Origin of the sequence: Micromonospora sp. WMMD987 (assembly GCF_029581435.1) — a bacterium.
Lineage (GTDB): Bacteria > Actinomycetota > Actinomycetes > Mycobacteriales > Micromonosporaceae > Micromonospora > Micromonospora rifamycinica.
Genome location: NZ_CP120861.1, coordinates 3,571,752 through 3,598,668, shown reverse-complemented (window position 1 = coordinate 3,598,668; position 26,917 = coordinate 3,571,752). Strand labels below are relative to the sequence as shown.

General features: G+C 75.4%; 25 protein-coding genes. 13 read left to right on the top strand and 12 right to left on the bottom strand.

Annotated elements, in window-relative coordinates; all coding sequences use genetic code 11:
• Positions 1-49: 49 nt before the first annotated feature.
• Entirely contained in the window at positions 50-1,204 is a 1,155-nt protein-coding gene (locus O7612_RS15150) for a geranylgeranyl reductase family protein (RefSeq protein ID WP_282265065.1), read from the bottom strand.
• Between the two features lie 131 nt (positions 1,205-1,335).
• Here O7612_RS15150 and O7612_RS15145 point away from each other — a divergent pair, with 131 nt between their 5' ends.
• The 3 genes from O7612_RS15145 to O7612_RS15135 all read left to right on the top strand — a co-directional run bounded on the left by O7612_RS15145 (position 1,336) and on the right by O7612_RS15135 (position 4,919).
• Positions 1,336-1,572 (top strand): hypothetical protein, encoded by a 237-nt coding sequence (locus O7612_RS15145; protein ID WP_282265064.1) that lies wholly within the window; start codon positions 1,336-1,338, stop codon positions 1,570-1,572.
• Between the two features lie 130 nt (positions 1,573-1,702).
• A complete protein-coding gene (locus tag O7612_RS15140; RefSeq protein ID WP_282265063.1) occupies positions 1,703-3,118 on the top strand; it encodes an MFS transporter in 1,416 nt (471 codons plus the stop codon).
• A 175-nt stretch (positions 3,119-3,293) separates the two neighbouring features.
• Complete coding sequence (locus O7612_RS15135; protein ID WP_282265062.1) at positions 3,294-4,919, top strand: alkaline phosphatase D family protein; 1,626 nt, start codon at positions 3,294-3,296, stop codon at positions 4,917-4,919.
• Between the two features lie 58 nt (positions 4,920-4,977).
• Here O7612_RS15135 and O7612_RS15130 read toward each other — a convergent pair whose 3' ends face one another.
• The 5 genes from O7612_RS15130 to O7612_RS15110 form a co-directional block, all read right to left on the bottom strand.
• On the bottom strand, positions 4,978-5,670 hold the full coding sequence (locus O7612_RS15130; protein WP_282265061.1) for a hypothetical protein: 693 nt from the start codon (positions 5,668-5,670) through the stop codon (positions 4,978-4,980).
• Positions 5,671-5,993: 323 nt separating this feature from the next.
• Complete coding sequence (locus O7612_RS15125) at positions 5,994-6,452, bottom strand: VOC family protein (protein ID WP_282265060.1); 459 nt, start codon at positions 6,450-6,452, stop codon at positions 5,994-5,996.
• 94 nt (positions 6,453-6,546) lie between these two features.
• A complete protein-coding gene (locus O7612_RS15120) occupies positions 6,547-7,176 on the bottom strand; it encodes an MBL fold metallo-hydrolase (protein WP_282265059.1) in 630 nt (209 codons plus the stop codon).
• Positions 7,173-8,261: an S-(hydroxymethyl)mycothiol dehydrogenase gene (locus O7612_RS15115; protein ID WP_282265058.1), complete on the bottom strand. Its 1,089-nt coding sequence runs from the start codon at positions 8,259-8,261 to the stop codon at positions 7,173-7,175. Before O7612_RS15115 ends, O7612_RS15120 begins: the two co-directional genes overlap by 4 nt.
• 116 nt (positions 8,262-8,377) lie before the next feature.
• Positions 8,378-9,703, bottom strand: a complete 1,326-nt coding sequence (locus O7612_RS15110) for an MFS transporter (protein ID WP_282265057.1) — start codon at positions 9,701-9,703, stop codon at positions 8,378-8,380.
• A 265-nt stretch (positions 9,704-9,968) separates the two neighbouring features.
• Between O7612_RS15110 and O7612_RS15105 the strand changes: the two genes are divergently transcribed.
• Complete coding sequence (locus tag O7612_RS15105) at positions 9,969-11,417, top strand: cryptochrome/photolyase family protein (RefSeq protein WP_282265056.1); 1,449 nt, start codon at positions 9,969-9,971, stop codon at positions 11,415-11,417.
• 18 nt (positions 11,418-11,435) lie between these two features.
• On the opposite strand, the gene O7612_RS15100 is transcribed toward O7612_RS15105, so the two are convergent.
• On the bottom strand, positions 11,436-12,335 hold the full coding sequence (locus O7612_RS15100) for an SDR family oxidoreductase (protein ID WP_282265055.1): 900 nt from the start codon (positions 12,333-12,335) through the stop codon (positions 11,436-11,438).
• Positions 12,336-12,384: 49 nt separating this feature from the next.
• Positions 12,385-13,860 (bottom strand): NAD(P)/FAD-dependent oxidoreductase, encoded by a 1,476-nt coding sequence (locus tag O7612_RS15095; RefSeq protein ID WP_282265054.1) that lies wholly within the window; start codon positions 13,858-13,860, stop codon positions 12,385-12,387.
• Positions 13,861-14,065: 205 nt separating this feature from the next.
• Here O7612_RS15095 and O7612_RS15090 point away from each other — a divergent pair, with 205 nt between their 5' ends.
• Together O7612_RS15090 and O7612_RS15085 are read left to right on the top strand one after the other, a co-directional pair.
• The gene (locus tag O7612_RS15090) at positions 14,066-14,938 is read left to right on the top strand and encodes a pentapeptide repeat-containing protein (RefSeq protein WP_282265053.1); all 873 of its coding nucleotides are present in this window, start codon (positions 14,066-14,068) and stop codon (positions 14,936-14,938) included.
• Between the two features lie 160 nt (positions 14,939-15,098).
• Positions 15,099-15,350: a hypothetical protein gene (locus O7612_RS15085; RefSeq protein ID WP_282265052.1), complete on the top strand. Its 252-nt coding sequence runs from the start codon at positions 15,099-15,101 to the stop codon at positions 15,348-15,350.
• Between the two features lie 46 nt (positions 15,351-15,396).
• On the opposite strand, the gene rnhA is transcribed toward O7612_RS15085, so the two are convergent.
• Positions 15,397-15,873 carry a ribonuclease HI gene (gene rnhA / locus O7612_RS15080; RefSeq protein WP_282265051.1) on the bottom strand — a complete coding sequence of 159 codons (477 nt, stop codon included), beginning with the start codon at positions 15,871-15,873 and terminating at the stop codon, positions 15,397-15,399.
• A gap of 141 nt (positions 15,874-16,014) precedes the next feature.
• On the opposite strand from rnhA, the gene O7612_RS15075 reads away from it, so the two are divergent.
• On the top strand, positions 16,015-17,121 hold the full coding sequence (locus O7612_RS15075; protein WP_282265050.1) for a serine hydrolase domain-containing protein: 1,107 nt from the start codon (positions 16,015-16,017) through the stop codon (positions 17,119-17,121).
• Between the two features lie 19 nt (positions 17,122-17,140).
• Here the strand turns inward: O7612_RS15075 and O7612_RS15070 are convergent, their stop codons facing one another.
• Positions 17,141-18,328 carry a lycopene cyclase family protein gene (locus O7612_RS15070; protein WP_282265049.1) on the bottom strand — a complete coding sequence of 396 codons (1,188 nt, stop codon included), beginning with the start codon at positions 18,326-18,328 and terminating at the stop codon, positions 17,141-17,143.
• A gap of 166 nt (positions 18,329-18,494) precedes the next feature.
• Between O7612_RS15070 and O7612_RS15065 the strand changes: the two genes are divergently transcribed.
• The 5 genes from O7612_RS15065 to O7612_RS15045 all read left to right on the top strand — a co-directional run bounded on the left by O7612_RS15065 (position 18,495) and on the right by O7612_RS15045 (position 22,822).
• Positions 18,495-19,592: a serpin family protein gene (locus tag O7612_RS15065; protein WP_282265048.1), complete on the top strand. Its 1,098-nt coding sequence runs from the start codon at positions 18,495-18,497 to the stop codon at positions 19,590-19,592.
• 96 nt (positions 19,593-19,688) lie between these two features.
• Positions 19,689-20,546: a class I SAM-dependent methyltransferase gene (locus tag O7612_RS15060; RefSeq protein WP_282265047.1), complete on the top strand. Its 858-nt coding sequence runs from the start codon at positions 19,689-19,691 to the stop codon at positions 20,544-20,546.
• Positions 20,547-20,961: 415 nt separating this feature from the next.
• On the top strand, positions 20,962-21,450 hold the full coding sequence (locus O7612_RS15055; RefSeq protein ID WP_282265046.1) for a hypothetical protein: 489 nt from the start codon (positions 20,962-20,964) through the stop codon (positions 21,448-21,450).
• Positions 21,451-21,588: 138 nt separating this feature from the next.
• Entirely contained in the window at positions 21,589-22,221 is a 633-nt protein-coding gene (locus O7612_RS15050; protein WP_282265045.1) for a class F sortase, read from the top strand.
• Positions 22,222-22,399: 178 nt separating this feature from the next.
• Positions 22,400-22,822: a YchJ family metal-binding protein gene (locus O7612_RS15045; protein ID WP_282265044.1), complete on the top strand. Its 423-nt coding sequence runs from the start codon at positions 22,400-22,402 to the stop codon at positions 22,820-22,822.
• 121 nt (positions 22,823-22,943) lie between these two features.
• Here O7612_RS15045 and O7612_RS15040 read toward each other — a convergent pair whose 3' ends face one another.
• Entirely contained in the window at positions 22,944-24,002 is a 1,059-nt protein-coding gene (locus tag O7612_RS15040) for a hypothetical protein (RefSeq protein WP_282265043.1), read from the bottom strand.
• 72 nt (positions 24,003-24,074) lie between these two features.
• Complete coding sequence (locus O7612_RS15035) at positions 24,075-25,697, bottom strand: serine/threonine-protein kinase (protein WP_282265042.1); 1,623 nt, start codon at positions 25,695-25,697, stop codon at positions 24,075-24,077.
• A gap of 264 nt (positions 25,698-25,961) precedes the next feature.
• Between O7612_RS15035 and pip the strand changes: the two genes are divergently transcribed.
• The gene (gene pip / locus O7612_RS15030) at positions 25,962-26,915 is read left to right on the top strand and encodes a prolyl aminopeptidase (protein WP_282265041.1); all 954 of its coding nucleotides are present in this window, start codon (positions 25,962-25,964) and stop codon (positions 26,913-26,915) included.
• Positions 26,916-26,917 lie beyond the last annotated feature (2 nt).

Sequence of the window (26,917 nt, the reverse complement as noted above, 5' to 3'; positions counted from 1 at the left end):
CGTGGTCCCGCCGCCACGGCCGGGCGGGCCGCCGGGCGGTGACGGCGGGTCAGGAGCCGGGCGGCCGCGGTCGGCCGTCCCGGGCGGGCAGCCGGTCCAGCAGGGCCAGCGCGGCCCGCACCGGCGGCCGGTCCAGGGTCCGGTCGAAGCTCACCCGGCCCTGGCAGAACCGGACGAACATCGCCCAGCCGGCCGGGGTCGCCAGGAAGGCGTGGCAGAGCAGCGGGCGACGGGCGAACACCGCCAGCAGCCGCCGACCGGCCCGCATCGACGGCACCAGGCGCTCGTGCACGTCCCGGGGGTAGCGGTCCAGGTCACCGGCGGCGACGGCCGCGCCGGCCAGCGTCCCGGAACGCAGCGCGTAGCTGATCCCCTCCCGGGTCCACGGCTCCAGCAGCCCGGCGGCGTCCCCGGCGACCAGCACCCGGCCGTGGCGCAGCGGCGCGTCGTCGACCCGGCAGCGGGTCAGGTGTCCGGAGTCGTGCTCGGCGGGCACCCCGGCCAGGCCCAGCCGGTCGAGGAGGTCCCGCAGGTAGGCCCTGGTCCGGTCGCCCTCGCCCCGGGCACCGATCACCCCGACGGTGAGCCGGTCGCCCTTGGGGAAGACCCAGCCGTACGAGCCGGGGAACGGTCCCCAGTCCAGCAGCAGCCGCCCCCGCCAGCGGGCCGCCTGCGTCGGCGACACCGGCAGCTCCCGTTCCAGCCCCAGGTCCACCTGCCCGTAGCGGACCCCCACGTGGCGGGCGGTGACCCCGGCGGAGCCGTCCGCCCCGATCACCGTACGGGCGGTCACCGTGGTGCCGTCGGCCAGTCGGACGCGTACCCCGTCGGGGTCCTGGTCGAGGGCGCGGACGGCGACACCCCCGCGCACCTCGGCCCCGGCGGACACCGCCGCCGCCCGTAGCCGGTCGTCGAACTCCTCCCGACGCACCATGGTCACCAGGGGGGTGCCGTGCCGGCGGGTGAAGGCCCGCCGGCCGTCGCTGGTGAAGGTCACCCGGTCGACCCGGTCGTGTGCCGGCACCTCGATCCGGCCGGCGACCACCGACAGCGAGGTGCCGATCAGGCCACCGCCGCAGGTCTTGTAGCGGGGATGCACGGCCCGGTCCAGCACCAGCGTCCGCACCCCGGCCGCGGCGGCCTCCCGGGCGGCGCTGAGCCCGGCCGGCCCCGCGCCGACGACAACGAGATCCCAGATGATCATGTCGGCCAGCCTAGGGCACCGCCCCGGCCGGAGTCCCGCACGACCGGCCCGGACGGCAGGCATTGTCGGGCGGCCAGCGGGTAAGCCGGACCGCCCGACCGGCCGGCCGGGCCGACGGCAAGGAGGGCACCATGCAGCAGGTACGTCTGTCGGAGGCCGAGGTCCGCGTCTACGAGGCGGTGACCGTGCTGGAGACCCGCGGCCAGGTGCCGTACCCGGACCTGATCGCCGAGGAGGCGGGGCTGGCCGAGCAGGACGTCCACGCGCCCCTGCGCCTGCTCACCGAGAAGGGTCTGCTGCACCGCGAGGACTCGCCGCTGGCCGGACTGGACTTCGGTCCGCGCTGGTGTGCCCGCCAGCCGGCGTGAGCGCGGGTCGGCACCGCCGGTCGGTCGCCCCGCCCGCCGGTTTGGCCGGTCGGCCCCGGGGTAGCGCTGCGGCATGCCCGATCACCGGTCCGTGCGCGACCGCCGTGCCGCGCCCGATCGCCGTGCCGAGGTGAACCCGCCCGACCGCCGCCGCTGGCAGGCCCTCGGGGTCGGCCTCGTCGCCGCGTTCATGACCCTGCTGGACGTCAGCATCGTCAACGTCGCCGTCCCCTCGATGGACCGGGCGTTGCAGGCCAGCCCCAGCGACCTGCAGTGGGTGCTCTCCGGGTACGCGCTGACGTTCGGGCTGGTCCTGGTGCCCGCCGGGCGGTTCGGCGACGCCCGGGGCCGGCGCAACGCCTTCGTGGTCGGGGTCGCCCTGTTCACCGTCACCAGCGCGCTGGCCGGGCTGGCCCAGTCCCCCGGCTGGCTGGTCGCCGCCCGACTGCTCCAGGGCGTCGCCGCCGGCATCGTCAACCCCCAGGTGACCGGCCTGATCCAGCAGCTGTTCCGGGGCGCGGAGCGCGGTCGGGCGTTCGGGCTGCTCGGCGCGACCATCGGCATCTCCACCGCCGTCGGCCCGCTGCTGGGTGGCCTGCTCATCCAGCTCGGCGGGGAGGCGCACGGCTGGCGGTGGGTCTTCTTCGTCAACGTGCCGGTCGGCGTGGTCGCGGTGCTGCTCGGCTGGCGGCTGCTGCCCACCCGGGCCGCCGGCCGGCTCGACCGCCACCGGCTCGACCCGGTCGGGGTGCTGCTGCTCGGCACCGGCGTGACGTGCCTGCTGCTGCCCCTGGTACAGCGGGAACAGTGGCCCAGCCCGTGGAAGTGGGCGCTGATCCCGGCCGGGCTCGTCCTGCTGGCCGCCTTCGGCGGCTGGGAACACCGGTACGGGCGCACCCGTACACCCCTGTTCGACCTGGGGTTGTTCCGGCTGCGGTCGTACACCATCGGTGCGGTGATCGCGCTCATCTACTTCGGCGGGTTCACCGCGATCTTCTTCATCTTCACCCTCTACCTGCAGAACGGTCTCGGTTACCGCGCGCTGGTCGCCGGCCTGGCGATCACCCCGTTCGCCCTCGGCTCGGCGCTGGCCGCCGCCCTGGGCGGCCGGCTGGTCACCCGGTTCGGCCGGCCGCTGGTCGGGATCGGGCTGGTCATGGTGCTGGTCGGACTGGCCGGTGTGGTCCTCGTGCTGCGCGGCACCCCGCACGGGTCGGTGCCGCTGCTCACCGCGCTGCCGCTGCTGCTCGCCGGACTCGGCAGCGGTCTGGTGATCACCCCGAACCAGACGTTGACCCTCTCCGAGGTGCCGGTGCCGCAGGCGGGCAGCGCGGCCGGGATGCTGCAGACCGGGCAACGCATCGGCTCGGCCGCCGGCATCGCCGCCGTCGGCGCGCTGTTCTTCTCCTCGCTGGCCGACACCGACGGCCAGTGGTCCACCGCGTTCCGGCACTCCCTGCTGCTGGCCATCGGCATCGTCGCGCTGGCCCTGGTCGCCGCGGCGGTCGACATCGTGCTGAACCACCGGGCGGCGCACCGCCGGTGAACCACCGGGCGGCGCACCGCCGGTGAGGCCCCGCACCGCCCCCGACCCCGGTGGCGGGTCGCCGGCAGCCGTGGCCGGCGACGGACGGGCCCCGCCGACGACGGGGGGAACCGTCGGCGAACACTCACCGCACGGGGCTGCGCACACACCGCAGCAACCGGTAGACACATAGACCATGACGAACACCCTCGACCGTCGTACCCTGCTGCGCCTCGCCGGTGCCTCCGCCGGCACCGCCGTCCTCGCCGGCACCACCCTGGCCGCGAGCGGTTCCGCCCACGCGGCGGCCGGCGCGTTCCGGCACGGGGTCGCCTCCGGCGATCCGCTGCCGGACGGCATCCTGCTCTGGACCCGGGTCACCCCCGTCCCGGAGGCGGTGCCCGGCTCCGGGCTCGGGCCGGACGTCGACGTCCGCTGGCAGGTGTCCACCGATCCGGACTTCGCCACGGTGGCCGCCCAGGGCGTGTCGCCGACCGGTCCGGCCCGCGACCACACCGTCAAGGTCGCGGTGACCGGCCTGGCCCCGGCGACGACGTACTGGTACCGGTTCGGCCACGGCGACGGCTGGTCGCCGACCGGGCGGACGATGACCGCCCCACCGCCCGACGCGGCGATCGACCGGCTGCGACTGGGGGTGGTGTCCTGTGCGAACTGGGAGGCCGGGCACTTCGCCGCCTACCGGCGACTGGCCGACCGGGGCGACCTCAACCTGGTCGTGCATCTCGGCGACTACCTCTACGAGTACGGCACCGGCGAGTTCGACGCCGGCGGCACGGTGGTCCGCCCGGTCGAACCGAAGCACGAGGCGCTGACCCTGACCGACTACCGGATCCGGCACGGGCTCTACAAGACCGACCCGGGTCTCCAGGCGCTGCACGCCGCCCTGCCCTGGGTGATCACCTGGGACGACCACGAGGTCGCCAACGACGCCTGGTCCGGCGGCGCGGAGAACCACACCCCGGGCACCGAGGGCACCTGGTCCGACCGGGTGGCCGCCGCGCGGCAGGCGTACCAGGAGTGGATGCCGGTGCGGATCGGCGCGGACGGGGCGATCTACCGGCGGCTGCGCTTCGGCCGGCTCGCCGAGCTGTCCATGCTGGACCTGCGGTCGTACCGGTCGCGGCAGGCCGACGGCACGGCCGTGGACGACCCGTCCCGCACCATCGCCGGCGCGGCCCAGTTGCGGTGGCTCGCCGACGGGCTGTCCGGCTGCACGGCACAGTGGAAGCTGGTCGGCAACCCGGTGATGATGGCCCGGGTCGACCTGGGTTCGCTGCCGGCGTGGCTGCTCGGCCCGCTGGGCAAGCTGCTCGGCATCCCGCAGAACGGCGCGGTGCTCAACCCCGACCAGTGGGACGGCTACAACGCCGACCGCAACCGGCTGGTCGACCACCTGCGCGCCACCGCGACCCGCGACGTGGTCTTCCTCACCGGCGACATCCACACCTCGTGGGCCAGCGAGGTGACCACCCGGTCGACGGGATTGACCGACCCGGCCGCCGCCGAGTTCGTGGTGCCCTCGGTGACCAGCGACAACCTCGACGACTTCCTCGGCCTGCCGGCCGGTAGCGGGTTGAGCCTGCTCGGGGCGACCCTGCTGCGGTCGACGAACCCGCACGTGAAGTGGACGGAGCTGGACGGGCACGGCTACGGCGTGCTGGAGGTGACCCCGCAGCGCTGCCGGATGGACTGGTACCACCTGCTCGACCGGACCCGGGCCGACAGCGCGAGCCGCTGGGCCGCCGGGTTCTCGGTGGGCACCGGCTCGGCGAAGCTGCGCCGGGAGGACGCCCCGGCGTGACGTGCCGACGCCGACCGGCCGGTCCCCGGGGCGGGGCCGGCCGGTCGGTCGGTGTCGGTCACCAGTGCTGCTGGACGAGGTCCGCGGCCTGCTGCTCCCACTGCGCGTACGCGTACGGGTAGGCCGAGACCTGCACGGTCTGCGCGGCGGTGGTCAGCGGCAGGTCCCGCCAGCCGGGGACGTTCTTCAGCGCCTCGAAGAACGCCCGGGAGGCGTACCCCGGGTCGGTGATCTGCTCCGGCGTGCCCCAGCCCGACGACGGCCGCTGCTGGAACAGCCCCTGCGAGTCGTGGTCGTTGTACGCGCCGAGGTGCCCCAGGTTGTACAGCTTCGACTCCTGGAGCGAGGTGGCCACGCCGATCACCGCGCCGCGCTCCCCCACCCCGGTCCGCTTGGCCTCGGCGATGATCGCCTTGGCGTTGGCGACCTGCGCGTCGTCCAGCGGGACGCGGGACTGGGCGCCCTCCAACCCGTGCGGGACGAGGTCCTCGGTGCGCGGCTTGCCGGCGGGGACGTCGGCCGTCCGGCTGCCCATGGTCAGGCCGGACTCGGCGGGGCGGCTCTCCCGGCTCTTGCCGGTGGCCAGGTCGATCGCGGCGCGGGCACCCTCGTGGGGGCCGGTGGTCAGGGGGGCGGCCACGGCCGCCGGGCCGAACGCCAGGCCACCGAGGGCGGCGACGCCGGCGATGCTCAGTGCGGTCCTGCGGTCCTTCGCGATGGCCGGGAGCCATCGAGTGAAGTCCAGCTTCACGATGGTTGCCCTTTCGATCGTGGCGACCACGCTCCGGGGTGAGCGGGCCTCGGGGGATCTACCGCGCCGGCCGCGGGTGTGCCGACCGGCATATGGGGGACACAACCAGCCGGCTTTGTCGGGCATTCCGGAAACGCCGCTGACGCCCGGGGCTGTGGTCCGGGTCACCGACAGGTCACACACGCAGGGTCAATACCGGACAAATCACTCGAATTTTCCCATCGGTTACGGGCCGGTCAACCGGCACGGCCCGGCCGTTCGCGCGGGAGCGGGGGTGGGGGTGGGCGGCGGCAGGCCCGCCGGGCGGGCGAACCGGACCGACGTCAGCCGTCGGTGCCGAAGCCGTCGGCGGTGGACCGCTCGTCGAGGTCCCGCAACTCCTGGAACACGGTGAGCTGAAGGCCGGCGGGCACGTCGAGGCGGGAGTTCAGCGAGTGCCAGGGGGTGACGGTGGGCGGGGCGACCTCGGTGGCTCCGGCGGCGACCAGCCGGCCGGTGACCGCGGCGGTGTCGTCCACCTCGAACGCCAGGCGCAGCCCCGGGGCCACCTGACGGCCCACCTCGACGTCGTCGATCATCCGCTTCTGCGCCGGATTGGCGATCTCCAGGGTCGCCCGGCCCGCCTCCAGGATCACCACCCGGGCGTCCCCCGCACCGGAGTACGCGGCCTGCTCGGGCAGGCCCAGCGCGTCCCGGAAGAACGCCACCGCCGCGTCGTAGTCCTCGGCCTCCACCACCAGGCGCAGCTGGCGTACCCCCGGGGGGCGGTCGTCGTCGGTCACCCGGCCGATCCTAGGCCGGCGGGGCGGGACGCCTTGTGCCGCCCCGCCGGGGCCAGCCACCGTCGGAGGCGGGGCCGGCCCCGGCCGCGGCGGTTCAGTGGCCGCGGGCCAGCCACTGCTGGAGGTGGGGAGCCTCCGCGCCGATGCTGGTGTCGTCGCCGTGCCCGGTGTGCACCACCGTGTCCGCCGGCAGGGTGAGCAGCCGGGTGCGGATCGACTCGACGATCGTGGCGAAGTCGCTGTACGACCGGCCGGTCGCCCCCGGACCGCCCTGGAACAGGGTGTCACCGGTGAACACCGCGCCGAGCGCCGGAGCGTGGAAGCTGCACGCGCCGGGGCTGTGGCCGGGAGTGTGCAGCACCCGCAGCACCGTGTCACCGACGGTGATCTCCTGCCCGTCGGACAACTCCCCGTCCGGGGCCAGACCGGGATGCACCAGATCCCACAGCACCCGGTCGTCGGGGTGCAGCAGGATCGGCGCACCGGTGGCCTTCGCCAGTTCCGGGGCGACCCGGACGTGGTCGTCGTGGGCATGGGTGGCCAGGATCGCCACCACCCGGCGGTCGCCGACGAGCCGGCGGATCGCCGCCACGTCGTGCGGGGCGTCGAACACCACACACTGCGTGTCGTCGCCGACCACCCAGACGTTGTTGTCGACGTCGAAGGTCTGCCCGTCGAGGGAGAACGTGCCGGAGGTGACGGCGTGGTCGACCCGGGCGGTCACGGGAACACCACCACCGACCGCAGCACGTCGCCGTCGTGCATCCGGTGGAACGCCTCCTCCACCCGGTCCAGGGCGATCTCCTCGGTGACGAAGGCGTCCAGGTCGAGCCGGCCCTGCAGGTAGAGCTGGGTGAGCAGCGGGAAGTCCCGGCTGGGCAGGCAGTCGCCGTACCAGCTCGACTTCAGCGCGCCGCCCCGGCCGAAGACGTCCGGCAGCGGCAGCTCGACGGTCATCTCCGGGGTGGGCACCCCGACCAGCACGACGGTACCGGCGAGATCCCGGGCGTAGAACGCCTGCTTCCAGGTCTCCGGGCGGCCCACCGCGTCGATCACCACGTCCGCGCCGAAGCCGCCGGTGGCGGCCCGGATCGCCTCGACGGCGTCCTCGGCGGAGGCGTCCACGGTGTGGGTCGCGCCGAACCTGCGCGCCCAGTCGAGCTTGCGGCCGTCGGTGTCCACCGCGACGATCGTGGTCGCCCCGGCCAGGACCGCCCCGGCGACCGCCGCGTCGCCGACCCCGCCGCAGCCGATGACGGCCACCGAGTCGCCCCGGGTGACCTGCCCGGTGTTCATCGCCGCGCCGAGGCCCGCCATCACCCCGCAGCCCAGCAGCCCCACGGCGGCGGGCCGGGCCGCCGGGTCGACCCTGGTGCACTGGCCGGCGTGCACCAGGGTCTTCTCGGCGAAAGCGCCGATGCCCAGGGCCGGAGTCAGCTCGGTACCGTCGGTGAGGGTCATCTTCTGGGCGGCGTTGTGGGTGTTGAAGCAGTACCACGGCCGACCCCGCCGGCAGGCCCGGCACTCGCCGCACACCGCCCGCCAGTTGAGCACCACGAAGTCGCCCGGGGCGACCTCGGTGACCCCCTCGCCCACCTGCTCCACCACCCCGGCCGCCTCGTGGCCGAGCAGGAACGGGTAGTCGTCGTTGATGCCGCCCTCGCGGTAGTGCAGGTCGGTGTGGCAGACCCCGCAGGACTGCACCCGCACCACCGCCTCGCCGGGCCCCGGGTCGGGCACCACGATGGTGGTGACCTCGACCGGAGCGCCCTTGCTCCGTGAAATGATGCCCCGGACTTCCTGGCTCACGCTGTGTCCTCCCTGGTTGCCGGCCCGACGGCCGGATGGTCCGCGCCCACCGCCGAACCTACCGCGATCATGCCGCCCGCCCCATCGGTCCGCCGGACTCGCCGCCCGCCGGCCGGTCACCCCCACCGTCGGGCCGGTCCCCCGGGGGTACGCGCACCGCGCCGTCCGGCCCCCGCCACCCGGCCCGCTGCCGGACCCCCGGCACGACGACGGGCGGCGTTGCGGTACCGCAGCACCTGGACCGTGCCCAGCACCCAGAGCAGGTACTGCACGGCGAACGCCCAGCGGAACGCGTCCAGCGGCGGGGCGGTCGCCCCCGCCGGGGTGGTCAGGTCGAGCACCACCCCGATCGCCAGCACCAGCACGATCGAGGCGACGAACCCGCCCACGTTGACGATGCCGGTGGCGCTGCCGATGCGGTGCACCGGGTTGAACGTCCGGGCGTAGTCGAAGCCGATCACCGCGCCCGGGCCGTTGAGGGCCAGCACCAGCACCAGGACCACCAGCAGCCAGTGCGGGGAACGCCCCGGCCAGGCCAGCACCACCGCCCACACCCCGGCGCTGGTCCCGGCGACCGCGAAGACCAGCACCGACCGGTGGAACGGGTGCCGGGCGCACAGGTAGGCGACCGGCGGGCCGGCGAGCAACGCCCCGACGGTCATCAGGGTGAGCAGGGACGCGGCGACGGTCGGCGGCAGTCCCTGCCCCTGCACCAGGAACGGGTAGCCCCACAGCAGCGCGAAGACCGCCCCGGAGAACTGGGCGACGAAGTGCGACCACAGGCCCAGCCGGGTGCCCGGCTCGGCCCAGGCCGCGGCCAGCTCCCGGCGTACGGTGGCCAGCGCGGGGATCGCGGTGACACCCGGCCCCACGTGCGGGGCGTCCCGGACCACGACCAGCACCAGCAGCACCGCCGTCGCCCCGAACCCGGCGGCGACCAGGAACGCCGGGGTCCAGCCGGCGTGGTGCAGCAACGCCACCAGCGGCACCGCGCCGAGGATCGCGCCGACCTGACCGAAGGTGCCGGTGAGCTGCACCAGCAGCGGATTGCGCCGGCCGGGGAACCAGAACGCCACGATCCGCAGCACGCTGATGAAGGTCATCGCGTCACCGAGACCCACCAGCACCCGGGCGACGACCGCCAGCCGGACGTCGGTGGCGACGGCGAAGCAGAGCTGCCCGGCCACCATCAACGCACCGCCGGCCACCAGCAGCCGACGCGAACCGTAGCGGTCCAGGAGCACCCCGACCGGGATCTGCATGGCCGCGTACACGGCGAGCTGGGCCACCGAGAACACCGCCAGCGCGGAGGCGTTGATGTCGAACCGGTCCGTGGCGTCCACCCCGGTCACCCCCAGCGAACTGCGGTGGAACACCGCCGCCAGGTAGGCGTTCACGGCCACCGCCCAGACCAGGGCACCCCGGCGTGCGGATCCGGGCACGCCGCTCACCGCCGCGCCGCCGGTCCCACCCCGGCCGGCGGCCGCCGGCCACACCCGACGGTCGTCCGCCTCGACGTGCCACGATCCGTCATACCGCCATGGTGCGGCCCCGGGCCGCCGGGGGCCGGCGGCGGGTGCGCCACCGGTGGCCCGCACCACTGCCACCCGGGGCAACCGGCACCGACCGGACGGGCCACCACCGGCGATCACCCCGACGACCGACCCCGCCACGCGCGGTGACCGGACGACTGGGCACAATCGACCAATGTCTCCCCGCCGGTGGCTGCTCGCCGATCAACTCGGGCCGCACTTCCTGGACGACGACCGCCAACCGGTGCTGCTGGTCGAGGTCAGCGAGCTGTTCCGGCGACGGCGGCTGCACCGGCAGAAGGCGCACCTGGTGCTCAGCGCCCTGCGGCACCGCGCCGCCGAACTCGGCGACCGGGCGGTGCTGCTGCGTACCGGCACGTTCCGGGAGGCCCTGGCGTCGGTCGACGGGCCGGTCGAGGTCTGTCACCCGACCACCCGGGCGACCCTCGACTTCGCCCGGTCCGTCCCCGGGCTGACCGTCCTGCCGCCCCGGGGCTTCGTCACCGACCGGGCCGACTTCGCCGGCTGGGCCGACCGGCCCCGACGCGGACAGCTCCGGATGGTCGACTTCTACCGGTGGGCCACCCGACGGCACGGTGTGCTCACCGGACCGGCACCGGCCGGCGGCGGGGCCGCCACCCCCACCGGGCACACCCTGGACGTCCCACCCCCACCGCCGGTCCTCGAGGACGACATCGACGCCGAGGTGCGCGCCGACCTGGACCGGTGGGAACGCGACGGGGTCCGGTTCGTCGGCCGGGACGCCCCCCGCAGCGAACCGGCCAGCCATGCCGAGGCGGACCGGCGGCTCGACCACTTCCTGCGGTACCGGCTGCCCGAGTTCGGCCGCTACGGCGACGTGATGAGCGCCGAGGATCCGATCCTGGCACACGGCCTGCTCTCCTCCTCGTTCAACCTCGGGCTGCTCGACCCCGGGGTGGCCGTGCGGCGCGCGGAGGCGGCGTGGCGGGCCGGGGACGCCCCGCTGGCCTCGGTGGAGGCGTTCGTCCGGGGGGTGCTCGGCTGGCGGGAGTTCCTCTGGCAGCTCTACTGGTACGCCGAGCCACCCCGCCCGGGCAGCGACCGGCTGGCCGCGACCGAGCCGCTGCCGCAGTGGTTCGTCGACCTGGACGCCGGGGCGGTGGAGGCCCGGTGCCTCGCCGACGTGCTCGCCGGGGTCCGCGACCGGGGCTGGGCGCACCACGCCCAACGGCTGCTGGTGCTCGGCAACCACGCGTTGCAGCGTGGCTGGCGGCCGGCCGAGCTGGTCGACTGGTTCCAGCGCAGCTTCGTCGACAGCACCGGGTGGATCATGAACGCCACGGTGCTCGGCCTGAGCCAGCACGCCGCGCTGCCCCGGGTGGACACCCGCCCGTACGCCGTGGACGGGCGGTACATCGACGAGATCAGCGACTACTGCACCGGCTGCCGCTACCGGCCGGACCGGGAACTCGGCGACGACGCCTGCCCGTACACCGGTGGTTTCGCCGCGTTCCTGCACCGCAACCGGGAGACACTGGTCACCGATCCGCGGCTGGCCGCCGAACTGGCCGCCCGGGACGACCCGAACCACTGGGAGGCGGTGCTGGCCCAGGAGGAGAAGCGGGGCGGCAGCCCACCCTGACCCGTCCGGCGGACCCGCTCAGGCGACCTCCCCGGTGGGCAGCTCGGCGGCGGCCGGCGCACGGGTGGCCAGGGCCGGTGCGGCCGGGCCGCCCGCGAGGCGGATCCCGGCGGCGAGCACCCGGCCGTGGGAACCCGGCGCGACCCGGGCCAGCAGATCGGGCAGCTTCGCCGACCAGCCGATCAGCACCCGGCCGCGTCGCCGCCGCACCCCACGCAGGATCACCTCGGCGGCCCGCTCGGGCCGGATGGACAGCAGCCGCTCGAACTGCCGCCGCGCCGCCTCGAACTCCTCCCGGGCCACCCCGCTGCCGATCCGCGCGTGCCGGGCGATCCGGGTGGCCACCCCGCCCGGGTGCACCGAGGTCACCCCGATCCCCTCGTCGACCAGCTCGTACCGCAACGCCTCGGTGAAACCCCGGAGGGCGAACTTGCTGGCCGCGTAGGCGGTCTGCCCGGCCGGGGCGATCAGGCCGAACAGGCTGGAGACGTTGACCATGTGCGCGCCGGGTTCGGCCCGCAACGCCGGCAGCAACGCATGGGTGAGCTGCGCCGGAGCCCGGAAGTTGACGTCGACCACCCAGTGGAACTCGTCCATGGTGACCTGGTCGAACCGGCCGGCGAGGGCCACCCCGGCATTGTTGACCAGCAGCCGGATCCGGGGATGCCGGGCGCGGATCTCCTCGGCCACCCGGGCCGTGGCGCACAGGTCGGCCAGATCGACCAGCTGGGTCTCGACCCGACGGTCCCGGTGGGCGGCCCGGAGAGCGGCGGCCACCGCGTCGAGCCGGTCGCCGTCGCGGTCGAGCAGGACCAGGTCGCTGCCCCGCCGGGCCAGCCCGTGGGCCAGCGCCTCGCCGATGCCGCTCGCGGCGCCGGTGACCACGGCGGTCCCGGCGGTGAAGTCGAAGCTACGCACACGGTCTCCTTGCTGCGGGGGGCGGGACGGGGAACGGGGGTGCGCCGGGTCAGCCGGCCGGAGCCCCGGCGGTCGCCCGGGAGAACCGCACCCCCTCGTCGACGAGCCGGCCGTACCGCATCAGCAGGACGTCCCGGGGATAGTTCTGATACAGCCGCCACGGTGCCCGCGCCCCCTGCCGGGGCAGCGTGTGCAGGCTGCGCACCACGTACCCGGACCGCAGGTCGATCAGCGGCGACAGCTCGCCGTCGGCCGGCGCGACCGGGGTGACCACCTGCTGACCGGTGGCGTCCAGGTGGCGCAGCAGCCGGCAGACGTAGGTGGCGACCAGGTCGGCCTTCAACGTCCAGGAGGCGTTGGTGTAGCCGACGGTCAACGCGAAGTTCGGCACCCCGGAGAGCATCATCCCCTTGTACGCCACCGTCCGCCCCGGATCGACGTCGGTACCGTCCACGCTCAGCGTCATCCCCCCGAGGGCGAGCAGCCGCAGCCCGGTGGCGGTGACCACCACGTCGGCGGCCAGCTCGTCGCCGGAGCCGAGCCGCACACCGGCGGGGGTGAACGTATCCACGGTGTCGGTGACCACCGAGGCCCGACCGGCGGCCAGGGCCGCGAACAGGTCACCGTTGGGGGCCACACAGAGCCGCTGGTCCCAGGGGTCGTAGCGGGGCGAGAAGTGCCGGTCCACGTCGTACCCGACCGGCAGCAGCCGCCGCGCCGCCCGGCGCAGCAACGACCGGGTCAGCTTCGGCGCCCGCCGGCTGAACTGGTAACTGGCGGCCCCGACCAGCACGTTCTTCCCCCGTACCAGCGGGTACGCCAGCCGGGCCGGCAACCACCGGCGCAGCGCGTCGGCCAGCCGGTCCCGCGACGGCAACGCGAGGACGTAGGTGGGGGAACGCTGGAGCATGGTCACGTGTCCGGCCCGCTGCGCCAGCGTCGGCACCAGGGTCACCGCCGTCGCGCCGCTGCCGATCACCAGCACCCGCCGGCCGGTGAGGTCGAGGTCCGCCGGCCAGTGCTGCGGGTGCACCACCCGCCCCGCGTACCGTTCGACGCCCGGGAAGGCCGGCGTGTACCCCGCGTCGTACCGGTAGTACCCGGTGCAGGCGTAGAGGAAGTCGCAGGTCAGCACCACCTCCTCAGCGGTGTCCTCGCGGCGGGCGTGCACCGTCCACCGGGCGGTGGCGCTGTCCCATCCGGCGCGCAGCACCCGGTGCCGGAACCGGACGTGCTCCTCGACGCCGTACCGGCGGGCGGTGTCCCGGACGTAGCGCAGAATGGCGTCACCGTCGGCGATGGCCTTCGGGTCGGTCCACGGCGCGAAGGAGTAGCCGAGGGTGAACATGTCCGAGTCGGAACGGATACCCGGATAGCGGAACAGGTCCCAGGTGCCGCCGATCGCCCCGCGCGCCTCGAACACCGCGTACGTCCTGCCCGGACACTCGCGCCGCAGGTGGCAGGCGGCCCCCACCCCGGACAGCCCCGCACCCACGATGAGCACGTCGACATGCTCGGTGGCCATCGCATCCTCCGGGGTCCGCGGCGGTGACCGGACCATACCCCGCACCGCGGGTGCCCCGCACCCGTCCCGGCCGGTGCCCGCCTCCCCGCGCGGGTGACCACCCGCAGCCCGGTCGGTGACGGCGGCACCGGACGGCGGACAATGGTCGCTGGCACGCGCCGGGGGCACCCGGCACCGGCGACCGGACAGGGGGACGGCGGACACCATGGCGGAAACCACCGGGTTGCGCGGCGACTGCGCCCGCTGCGTCGGGTTGTGCTGCGTCGCCCCCGCCTTCGCCGCCTCCGCCGACTTCGCCCGACCCAAACCCGCCGGCCAGCCCTGCCCCCACCTACGCGTCGACTCCCGCTGCGGCATCCACGACGAGCTGCGCGAACGCGGCTACCCCGGCTGCGTCGTGTTCGACTGCTTCGGCGCCGGCCAGCGGGTCAGCCAGGTCACCTACCCCGGGCGGGACTGGCGCGACGACCCGGCCACCGCCGCCGGCATGTTCGCCGCCTTCACCGTCGCCCGGCCCCTGCACGAACTGCTCTGGTACCTCACCGAGGCGCTGACCCTCACCCCACCCGGTCCGCTGCGCGACGAGCTGCGCACCGCCCGGGACGCCACCGACGCCCTGGCCGCCGGCAGCCCCGCGGAACTGGCCACGGTCGACGTGGACGCCCACCGGGGCAGGGTCAACCCGCTGCTCTCGGCGGCCAGCGACACCGCCCGCGCCGGCACCGGCGGGGTCGACCGGCGGGGCGCGATGCTGCTCGGCGCGAACCTGCGCGGCGTCGACCTGCACGGGGCGAACCTGCGCGGGGCCTGCCTGGTCGGGGCCGACCTGCGCGGCGCGGACCTGCGTCGGGCCGACGTCACGGGCGTCGACCTGCGCGGCGCGGACCTGCGCGGGGCGGACCTGTCCAGCACCCTGTTCCTGCACCAGTCCCAGCTCGACGCGGCCAGCGGCGACCGGCGTACCGTCCTCCCCCCGACACTGCGGCGCCCCGGGCACTGGACCGGGCTGACCCTCACCCCGGTCCGGCCGCCCGCCGCCCGTCCCACCGGCACCACCCGCCGCCGGCCGCGCCGCTGACCTCGGCGCACGCCGCCGGGCCGGCGACACGACCCGCCGACCCGACGCCGGTGGAACGGCCCAGCGGGCCGGCCCACGACACCACCCGCCGACCCGGTGGCCGCCCGGCGAGGTGCGGTGCGCGGGTTTGCGGCGCGGCCTGGCGGGCAGGAAGACGGCTATGACCGAGCAACCGCGCACCGACCGGGCCGACACCGACGAACCGGACGGCGTGCCGGCGTACGAGGCGTCGCTGCGCCCACCGGGCGAATCGCTGGGCGACGGCGGGGACACCGGCGACGACTTCGCCGACCTGCCCGCCGAGGAGCACCTGTCGGCCCGCGACACCAGCCGCGCCGGCTACGACGTGACAGCGGTCTCCGGCGCGGGCGACCCCGCCGAGCAGGAAGCGGCCCACCCGCCCACCGAGTAGCCCCGCCCACCGTCGCGGTGCGGGTCGGCGGCGGCGCGGACCGGCCTCAGCGGGACGCGCCGGCCGCCGAACGCGCCTGCGTCATCCCCCGGTTGGCCAACGCGTCGGCACGCTCGTTCTCCGGGTGACCGCTGTGCCCCTTCACCCAGTGCCAGCTCACCTCGTGCCGGGCACCCGCCGCCGCCAACCGCTGCCACAGGTCGGCGTTCTTCACCGGCTGCCCGGCCGCGGTACGCCAACCGTTGCGCCGCCACGCCGCCAGCCAACCGGTGATGCCGTTGCGGACGTACGTGCTGTCGGTGTGCAGCCGCACCGTGGCCGGCCGGGTCAACGCCTCCAGCGCCTCGATCGCGGCGGTCAGCTCCATCCGGTTGTTGGTCGTCGCGCCGGCCTCACCACCGCACAACTCCCGCTCGTGCCCGCCGTAGCGCAGCAGCGCACCCCACCCGCCCGGCCCGGGGTTACCGCTGCACGCCCCGTCGGTCCAGATCTCCACGACCCTGCCGGCCGCCCCGTCCACCATGCCGCCGAACCTACCCCGGCCGCCGCACACCGGGTCCACCGCCGGGCGGCGGGTCACGACGTCCCGGCGGTCGTCGCGCCGACCCCGACCGGCTGGAAACCGGCGGCGGATTCCCGCCCTCCTCTGGCAGAGTGCACCCCCATGACCGATGCCGGAACCGCCCTACGGGCCGAGGTCCGCAGGACCATCGACGCGCTGGTCGACTCGGGCCGGGAGGCCGGCGTGCAGGTGGCGGCCTACCGGCACGGCCGGCTGATCGTCGACGAGGCCGCCGGGACCGCCGACACCGCCACCGGACGACCACTGACCGCCGACACCCCGATCTTCAGCGCCTCCACCGGCAAGAGCCTGACCAGCACCGTCGTGCACGTGCTCGCCGAACAGGGCCGACTCGACTACGACCTGCGCCTCGCCGACGTCTGGCCGGAGTTCGCCCGGCACGGCAAGCACACCGTCACCCTGCGGCACGTGCTCACCCACACCGCCGGGGTGCCGGCCCTGCCCGCCGACGTCACCCCGGCCGACTTCACCGACTGGGACCGGATGTGCGCGCTGGTCGCCGACGCGGTGCCCCGCTGGGCGCCCGGCGAACGGATCGCCTACCACGCGTGGACGTACGGCTGGCTGGTCGGCGAGGTGGTCCGCCGGGTCACCGGCCGACGGATCTCCACCGTGCTGGCCGAGGACGTCGCCGCCCCGCTGGGCATACCCGGGGAACTGTTCCTCGGGGTGCCCGGGGCGGACCTGCCCCGGCTGGCCACCCTGGAGGACCACGGGCTGGCCGACCTGATGCGGTTCGCCTCCGCCCACCTGCCGAACTTCGACGCCGTCGCCCCACCCGCCGTCCGGCCCGACGCCGCCATCGGCAGCCGACCGGAGGTGCTCCGCGCCGACGTGCCCGCCGTCGGCACCCTCACCGCCCGGGCCGCCGCCCGGATGCTCGCCGCCCTCATCGGCGAGGTCGACGGGGTACGCCTGGTCTCCGACGACCGGCTGCGCCAGCTCGGCACGGTGGCCGTCCGGGGCGTCGAATGGGTGTTCGGGCAGGAGACGGCCTACGGTCTCGGCTACACGGTCGACGACGACGGCTCGTTCGGCACCTCCGGCAGCGGCGGCAGCCTCGCCTACGCGTACCCCGGACTGGGCCTCACCGTGGCGGCGACCCGCAACCGGCTCGGCGCGAACGACGGCGACCCGATGGAGGGCCTGCGGGTGCTGATCCGCGACACGGTGCGCGCCGCGACCTGACCGGCCCGGGGCGACCCGCTCAGCGCCGGGACCACCGGGCGCGTAACCGGCCGGCGGCGTCGCCCCACACCGCCGACGTCATCGGCAGCAGCGGACTGGACCACATCACCGCCAGGTCCTCCACCGGGCCGGTCGCCCCGTCGAGGAACCGCAGCACCCGCGACGCCGGGTTCCGGTCGAAGAGCCGGTCGAAGAACTCCGGACCACCCACCGCGCCGGAGTCCCACGCCCGCAACGCCACCGCGTCCATCCACCGGTGCCGCCCCGGGTACGCCGGCCGGGGCACCGGCGGCCGACCGGCCGCCAGGGCGGCGGCGACCTGCCCGGCCTGCCGGTGCATGGCGGAGAAGGTGAACCCGGTCGACGGGCGGGTCGCCCCACCGGCGGTGCCCAGCCGCACCACCCGGGGCGACGGCCGACGGTCGAACGGCGCGTCGGTCATCGGGATCACCCCGTCCTCGACCTCCCGCACCCGCAACGCGGCCAGGTCCACCCCGAGCAGCCCCGCGTAACCGCGCAGCCCGGCGTCGTACTCCGCGTCGGAGATCACCGCCGGGGAGAACTCGGTGTACTCGACCAGGGCGAACCGGTCACTGACCGGCAGCACGTAACCGAACGACACCCCCCGGGCCGGCTGCGGGGTGCGGAAGTCCATCAGCACCGCCCGCCCCGGATCGAACACCGGGGTCGCCGACTCCAACCACCAGCCCCGGAAGTGCTGCAACCAGGACGTCCGGCCGGGCCGACGGGGCGGGCGGGGACGCGAGTCCAGCACCCACCCGGCCCGCAGCACCACCCGCCCGTCGGTGTCCCGCACGGTCACCGACGTGCCGTCGTCGTCGAGCGCCCCCACCGCCGCGTCGTACCGGGCCGCACCGAGCCGCAGTTCCGCCTCGGCGGCCCGCTCGTACAGCGGCGCGGAACGCAGCATCGCGTACCGCAGGGGGGCCAGGTCCAGCACCCGCGCGGCGGCCGGCGTGGTCACCTCCACCCGCGACCAGCTCGCGCTGAGCATCGGCTCCAGGTCACCACCGGGGGTGCCCCAGAACGCCCAGGTGCGGTCCTGGCCGCGCTTGCGCACCGGATCCACCACGGCGACCCGCAGCCCCGGTGGCGCGTGCCGGGCCAGCGCGGCGAGGACCAGCGAACCGGCCCCACCGCCACCGACGACGGCCAGGTCCACGTCGACCGGTACGCGCACGCTCACCCGGTCACGCTGTCACACCACCGGACACCACCGGCACGGACCCCACCCCGCCGGGCCACCCGTGGGTCGGCGGGGTGGCACCCCGACCGGGAACGGCACCACACGGGCGGCTCCACCGGGAGCGGCACCGGACGGCGGCACGCCGAGCCGGGTACCCTGCCGCCCCATGAGCCCGCCCGCCAACGTCCTCACCGCCCACTGGGCGTCCCGCCTGGACGACCGGCAGACCGTCCTGTCCGGCGCCGGGCTGTACCCGCTGCTCGACCTGCTCGCCCGGTACGCGACCGGCCCGGCCCGCGACGAGCTGCGCGCCGTCGCCCCCGTCCCCCAGCCACCGGTCGACTCCCCCACCACCCGACTGGCCACCGGCTTCTGGTCCCGCGCCGGCCTGCCGCTCGGGCCCCGGTGGCGCACCGGGTTGGACGCCTCGATCCGGGGCGAGCTGACCGGCGACCCGGCGGTCGACCAGCCGCTGCTCGACCGGTGGGCGCACCGGCACACCGACGGTCTGATCGACCGGATGCCGGTCCCGGTCGGCGCGGGCACCGCACTGGTGCTGGCCAACGCGTTGACCGTGCTCGTCGACTGGGCCACCCCGTTCCGGCCGGCCCGATCCGAGCCGACGACCGGGCCGTGGCAGGGCCGCCGGCTCGCCGGCCTGCACCGGCCCGGCGGGGATCCGGCCGCGCTCCGGGTGGCCGGCACCGCCATCGGAGCGGTCAGCCTGCTCACCGTCACCGGGACGGCCGACGTCGACGTGCTGCTCGTCCTCGGCCCGACCGGGCAGCCGCCGGCCCGGGTGCTACCGGCCGCGCTCGGCGCCCTCGACCACCCCGCGACGCTGCCCCCGGCGGTCGGACCCGGCGTCACCCAGGAGACCGTCGAGGCCTCCGACGACCGGCCGGAGCTGCTGGTACGCACCGTCGGGTTCACCGTGACCGGCGACCACGACCTGCTCCACCACGCCGACCTGTTCGGCCTGGCCACCGCCGCCCGCGACGGCGACCACTTCCCCGACGTCAGTCCCCGGCTGTCCGTCTCGGCCGCCCGGCAGAGCGCCATGGCCGAGTTCACCGCCACCGGCCTGCGCGCCGCGGCGGTCACCGCGATCAGCCTGCGGGCCGGTGGCGCGGCGCCCCGTGCCACGGTCCGCCGCCGACGCTGGTGCTTCGACGTCGACCGGCCGTTCGGTTTCCTCGCCGTGCACCGTCCCACCGGTCTGGTGCTGGTCACCGGCTGGGTCACCGACCCCGCGCCGGGCTGAGCCACCCCCGACGGCCGGTCACCCGGCGGGCCGGCACGGGTCACGGTGACGCGAATTGCCGTTGAACGGGCACCCGGCATCTGGCACGGTCAGCCGGTGACCGACGACGACCAGGGCGAGCACCGGCCCGACACCGACTACCGCGCGCTCAACCGGGCCAACTGGGACGACCGGGCCGCCGCGCACGCCGCCTCGCCCGACTACGCCGTGGACCGTTTCACCGCCGACCCGGCGTACCTCAGCGAGGTGGTGCGGTTCGACCTGCCCCGCCTGGGTGACGTGGCCGGGCTGCGCGGTGTGCACCTGCAGTGCCACATCGGCACCGACACCGTGTCGCTGCACCGCCTCGGCGCGCGGATGACCGGGCTCGACTTCTCCGGCGAGTCCCTCGCCCAGGCCCGGTTGCTGGCCGCCCGAACCGGCGCGGCCGTCGACTTCGTCCAGGCCGACGTCTACGACGCGCCCGACGTCCTCGGCACGGGCGGCTTCGACCTGGTCTACACCGGCATCGGTGCGCTGTGCTGGCTACCGGACGTCCGCCGCTGGGCCGGTGTGGTCGCCGCCCTGCTGCGCCCCGGTGGGCGGTTGTTCCTGCGCGAGGGGCACCCGATGCTGTGGGCGCTGGACGAGACCCGCCCCGACGGCCTGCTGACGGTGGAACACCCGTACTTCGAGCGGGCCGAACCGCTGGTGTGGCAGGGCGACGGCACCTACGTGAGCACCGAGGCGACCTTCACGAACAACACCACCCACGAATGGAACCACGGTCTCGGTGAGGTCGTCACCGCCCTGCTCGACGCGGGGTTGGAGCTGACCATGCTGCGCGAGCACGACAGCGCCCCCTGGGACGCCGTTCCGGGGCGGCAGGTCCGCGACGAGCACGGCGAGTGGCGGCTGGCGGAACGTCCGTGGCGGCTCCCCCAGACGTACACCCTCCAGGCCCGCCGCCGCTGACCCCGGCGGGCGCTCCCGCGCAGGGATGGTGGTCGTCGGACAGCCGGTCGTGGCGGGAGGGGCGTAGCTCCCCCGTGGGTCGGGTGCGGTCTCCGGGGTGGGGCGCACGTCGCGTAAGGCATCCTAGGAGGCTGGGTTGTGGGGTGGGCGGACTGACCACGCACCAGGGTCGGACCCGCAAGCAGCTTTCCGGACGATCCGGCCACGGCGTCGAATGGTCCGGTGTCCGTCCTGTCCGGGCGTTCCCACCGCTCGGCAGCGCAGGGGAAAACACGTGACGGCAACGAAGATTTCTCATTCAGCCCGGCACGAGGGGCCAACCCTCCTAGTGTTGGGCACACCGGTGCTAGTTACGGAGTTGGCCACCCGAACGACGTCCCACGCAGACAGCGGACGAAAAGTGAGGGAAGACGCTATGAAGGCACAGAAGGTTCTCGTATCGACGGCGCTCGGCGTGGGACTCGGCACGCTCCTGCTCCCGACGGCCGCGCTCGCGGACACCACGGTGTCGCCGGCCTCCACCCCGGTCGGCGGAACGGTCGTGCTCACCGCGACCACCTGCAATCCGAAATCGGGTGACGTGATCTTCCGGGTCACCGGCCCGGACCGGGACCAGAACGTCCGCTCCACCACCGCCGCGGCGGGTGGCGGGCTGAGCGCCGAACTCTTCACCGCCGGCTTCACCCTCGGCACCTACACCGTCGCCGCCACCTGCGGCGACGGCAGCTCGGCGGGGAGCGCCACCTTCGCCGTCACCCCGATCGGCGCGGCCCCCGCCGGTGGCGGCGGGGGCACCGACAACACCGGCCTCCTGGCCGCCGGTGGCGCGCTCGCCGGCGCGGCGGCGCTCGGCGCGACCGTCCTGCTGCGCCGCCGACGCCGGGCGGCATCCACCGTCGCCTGACCACGCAGTCGGCGCCGACGACCCGGCCGTGACCGGCGTCGCCCGCCGACGGGACACACCATCCCTGGGACGGGTGCCCGCACCGGCACGGACCGGTACGGGCACCCCGACCACATCGGACGTCGGGGAGGACGGGCGATGGGCGTACGCGAACGGGCAGCCCGGACCCGCACCGCGATCGCGGCGGTCGCGGTCAGCGGCACCACCGGGATCGCCCTGCTCGCCGCCGGGCTGACCGTCGGTCCGGTCGGACCACCCCAGCCGAGCATCGACGTCAGCGGCGGCAACGGCAGCCGCTCGCCGATCCCGCCACTACCCCGGTCCACCCCGGTACGCCTCGACATCCCGGGCATCGGGGTGCACGCCGACCTCGTGCCGGTGGCCGGTGACCCGAACGGCGTCCTCGAGGTGCCGCCCCTGGACCGCCCCGCCGTCGCCGGCTGGTACCGCCCCGGCGTCAGCCCCGGCGAGGCGGGCAACGCCGTCCTCGTCGGACACGTCGACACCCGGGAGGGACCGGCGGTCTTCTTCGCGCTCGGCCGGCTGCGCCCCGGCGACACCGTCCGGGTCACCCGCGCCGACGGGCGGACGGTCACCTTCGCCGTCGACGGTGTCGGGGCGTACCCGAAGCGGAGTTTCCCCACCGGGCTGGTCTACGGTCCGGGCGGACCGGGACCGACGTTGCGGCTGGTCACCTGCGGGGGGCGGTTCGACGAGCGGTCCGGCGACTACTCCGACAACATCGTCGTCCGGGCCACCGCGGTCGGCTGACCGTCGGGGCCGCCGCCCACCACCGCACCGTCGGCGGCCGCGCCGACCGGATCACCACCCGCGACGACCTCTCCGCGTACCCGCGCCCAGGACACCCAGCGGCGGGCGACGCGGCCCGGGCCGGGCCGGGCCGGGCCGGGCCGGTCGTCGGTTCCGGGCGTCCGGCAGGATGGGCACCGTGGCGAAGACTGCACCCCGCCGACGTGGCGGCACCCCACCGGCCTGCCCGTGCGGCACCGGCCTGCCGTACCCCGACTGCTGCGGACCGCTGCACCGGGGCGACGGCACCGCCGGCACGGCCGAGGCGCTGATGCGCTCGAGGTTCAGCGCCTTCGCCGTCGGCGATCCCGACTACCTGCTGCGGAGTTGGCACTCCAGCACCCGGCCGGCGCGGCTGCGACTCGATCCCGCCCAACGGTGGACCCGGCTGGAGATCCTCGAGCGCACCGGCGGTGGCCTGCTCGACAGCGCCGGCACGGTGGCGTTCCGCGCCCACTACCGGGCCGCCGGGCGGCCCGGGACGGTCGACGAGCACAGCCGGTTCGTCCGGGAGGACGGCGGCTGGGTCTACCTCGACGCGCTGCCCGACGGCCCCGGTTAGCCTCCGCAGGCACGGCACGCCCGCCGCCGGGACCGCCACCACGTGTCCGTCGGTGGCGGCCGCCGGCGCGTGCCGCCTCGGCGCGACCGACGCGCAGGCTCCCCCACCGGCCCGGCCACCGTCAGCGTCGGGGCGGTTCGGGGTCCAGCGGGGGGATGACCATGGTGGCGTCGCTGTCCGTGGTGGACCCGTCGGCCGACCCGGCCTGTCGCGGCACCACGGTTTTCGGGGCGGCGACCGGGTCGGTGCCGTCGGCGGCCACGGCCGGGGTGGCGTCGGCGGGGCGGGACACCACCTGGGTCCGCTCCGCATCGTCGGCGCGGGGCAGGACCTGGGTGAGTTCCGCCTCGTCGGGACGGGGCACGACCTGGGTCCGCTCGGCGTCGTCGTCCAGCGCCGTCGGCGGGGCGGTCACCCCGGCAGCGGGCGACGCGGTGGGTCCGGCCGGCGGCTGCGGGCTCAGTCGGGCCTCGACGTCCCGCCGGCCCGCCTGGTACGCCCGGGCATGGGCAGCGATGGTGCGGGACTCCTGCTCGGCGCGGGTCAGCCAGGACTCCCAGCGGGCCTGCATCGGGCGGATCAACCCGCCACCGACCCCGACGACGAGGATGCCGCCGACGGTGGCGAGCACGGCGACCAGGACCGGCGTGGTGACCGCGGTGGCGACGCCGATCTGGTTGAGCGCGGCGATGACCCCCAGTCCGAGGATGAACACCGAGGCGATGTTGGCCAGCACCCGGCCGTAGGACAGGCCGCCCAGCGCGCTGCTGATGATGTCCTTCACGGCGTTGGCGATCGCGGCGGCGACGACCACGATGACGATCGCCACGAAGGCGCGCGGCAGCCAGGCGATCACCCCGGCGATGAGGTCGGAGATCGGGTTGGGCCCCCAGATGCCGAAGGCGAGTTGCAGGGTCACCAGCAGAACCCCGTAGTAGGCGAGCTTGGCGACGATGTCACTGGCGTCGTAGCGGGAGCGGGCCAGGGCGGTCTTGATGCCGCCCCGCTCGACCGCCCGGTCGAAGCGCACCCGTTCCAGCACCTTGTCGACGATCTTGCGGACGGCCTTGGCGACCAGCCAACCCGCCACCAGGATCGCCACGAAGGCGACCGCCTTGGGCAGGAAGAGCAGCACCGCCCGCACCGCGTCGCCCACCGCGTCGCCGAAATTGTCCGTCATCCGTCGTCCTCCACCGTCAGCTTGGCCGACCCCCGAAGCTACCCGCGGCCGGGACGCCGGAAACCCCGGCGCTCAGCCCGAGGTGCAGGTGGACAGCAGCGACACCACGATCGGGCCGGCGGGCGCGGAGGCGTTGCCGGCGTCGTCGACGGCGATGACCTCGACCGGAATCCTGGTCACCGACGCGGGCACCGGCAGGTCACCGAGGGTGCCCCGGAAGGTGTCCGGGGCGGTCTGGTCCATCCCGACCGTGCGGACCACCCCGTCGAGGGTGTAGCGGAACACCACCCGGAGCAGGTCGCCGCCGGCCCGGTCGTCGACCACCCTGGCGGTGACCGTGGTCGACGTGACCGTCTCGGGGCAGCCCTGCGGCTCCACGATGGCCGAGCTGGCGTCCACCGCGGACACCGTGGGCGCGAACATGTCGGGGGGCAGCAGCGGGCTGACAGGCGTCGCCGCCGGCGTGGGGCCCGGGGTGCGTCCCCGGGTGGTGGTCGCGGCGGTGGGCCGGCTCGGGGTGGTGGTGGGTGCCGGGTCGGTGGTGGTGGCCGCCGGGGTCGGGCTGCGGCTCGGCTCCGGCGGCACGACGGTGATCGCCGGCGCGGCGGCGAGCGGGGCCGCGCTGCGGGTGGCGGCGGCGGTCGCCCCCGGCACGGCGGTGCCGTCGGCGAGGGTGACCGGCCCGGGTCGGCGGGCCGCGTAGGTCACCCCGACGACGCCGGTCAGCAGGACCGCGGTCAGCCCCACCCCGACCAGGGCGCTGCGGGTGCCACCCCGACGGGTGGCGTGGGGTTCGGTCGCGACGCTGACGGCGGCGGGCACCGGGACGCCGTCGGGGAAGGGGAGGGACGCGGCGAGCAGCGCGACCCGCTCGGCCAACTGACGCCGCCCGCGCTCCTCCCAGTCCCCGCCGTACGAACGGGCGGCGGTGTGCTCCAGTTCGGCGAGGAAGATCTCGGCGGGCTGGGGCCGGTCGGCCGGGCACCAGGCCAGCCCGTGCCGGAGCAGGTCGTGCAGCGGCGCGGGGGTCGGCCCGGTCGGCACCGGCGCGGCGGCGTGCTGGGCGCGCAGGGTGGCCAGGTCCGGGCCGTCGTAGGGTGGCCGTCCGGTGAGGCACTCGAAGAAGGTGGCGGTGGCGGCGTAGATGTCGCCGGCCGGCTCGGCGGGTGCGCCGGTCCACTGTTCGGGGGCCAGGTGGCGCGGGACGCCGTGGCCGCCACCGGGGGTCGGGGCGAGGCCGAAGCCGGTGAGCTTGGTCCGGCCGTCCACCCCGACCAGGACGTTCTCCGGGCGATGGTCGCGGTGCACCACGCCCCGGGCGTGCGCGGCGGCGAGCCCGGCGAGGGAACCCTTGAGAACCCGGAGCGCGGCCTCCGGCCCGGTGGGGCCGTGCGCACGCAGCAGGTGACGCAGCGTCACACCGTTGACGAGTTCGGTCACGATCGCCGCGGCGGCGTGCGACTCGGCGTACTCGAAGAGGCGGCAGACGTGCGGGGCGTCCACGTCGACCAGCAGTCGCGCCTGCTCCCGGAAGGCCAGCCGGAAGGCGGGGTCGTCGCCGAGGGCCGCGGGCAGGTACCGGATGGCGACCGGGGTGCCGGTGGCGTCGTGGGTGGCGAGCAGCACCCGGCCGGACGCACCCGCGCCGAGCTGCCGTACCGGGGTGTAGCCGGACAACCGCCAGTCGCCGGTCACCCGCCGGCCTTTCCGGTCCGCCGGGACTGGTCACAGGTCAGGGCCACACTGATCATTCTTACCCGGGGCGAGCTGCGGTCCATCGGCGCAACGGTTGTTTCCTCGCGTCCGGACGTCCGTCCCCGGAGAATAGTTCCGGTCACCCGGGCGTTGTCGACGCCCCGGCGGCCGGGCCGCCGCCGGCCCGGTGGGCGGCGACGGTGGTGACCCGCCCGGCCGTAGGGTGGCGGTGCTGACGTATCCCACGCCCCGGGGAGGCCACCGATGGACGAGCGGTACCCGCCGATCGAGCCGTACGACCACGGGCTGCTCGACGTCGGCGACGGCAACCGGGTCTACTGGGAGGTGTGCGGCAACCCCGCCGGTCGGCCCGCGCTGGTCGTCCACGGTGGACCGGGCTCTGGCTGCGGCCCCTGGCCCCGACGGAACTTCGACCCGACCCGCTACCGGGTGGTCCTGTTCGACCAGCGCAACTGCGGGCGCAGCACCCCGCACGCCGCCGACCCGGCCACCGACCTGCGGCACAACACCACCGCGCACCTGGTCGCCGACATGGAGCGGCTGCGGGAACACCTCGGCGTCGACCGGTGGCTGCTGCACGGCGGTTCGTGGGGCTCGACGCTGCTGCTGGCGTACGCGCAGCGGCACCCGGAGCGGGTGTCCGCAATCGTCATCGCCGCCGTCACCACCACCCGCAGGTCGGAGATCGACTGGCTCTACCGGGGCGTCGGCCGGTACTTCCCCCGGGAGTGGGAACGGTTCCTCGCCGGGGGCGGTGTCGGCCCGGACGACGACGTGGTGGGCGCGTACGCCCGGCTGGTGGAGGACCCGGACCCGGCGGTACGGGAGCGCGCCGTGCTGGACTGGTGCGCCTGGGAGGACGCGCTGGTCTCCACCGAGGGGGTGGGCAACCCGTACGGCGACCGGCCGTCGGCGGACCGGATCGCCATGGTCCGGATCTGCACCCGTTACTTCTCGCACGGGGCCTGGCTGACCGAGGGTGAGCTGATCCGCGACGCCGGCCGGCTGGCCGGGATCCCGGGGGTGCTGATCCACGGCCGGGTCGACCTGGGCAGCCCACCGGTCACCGCGTGGCAGCTGCGCCGGGCGTGGCCGGGCTCGCGGTTGCACCTGGTCGAGGAGGCGGGCCACTTCGGCACCGCGGCGACCCGCCGGCACCTGCTGGCCGCCCTCGACCACTTCGCCACGGCCGACTGACC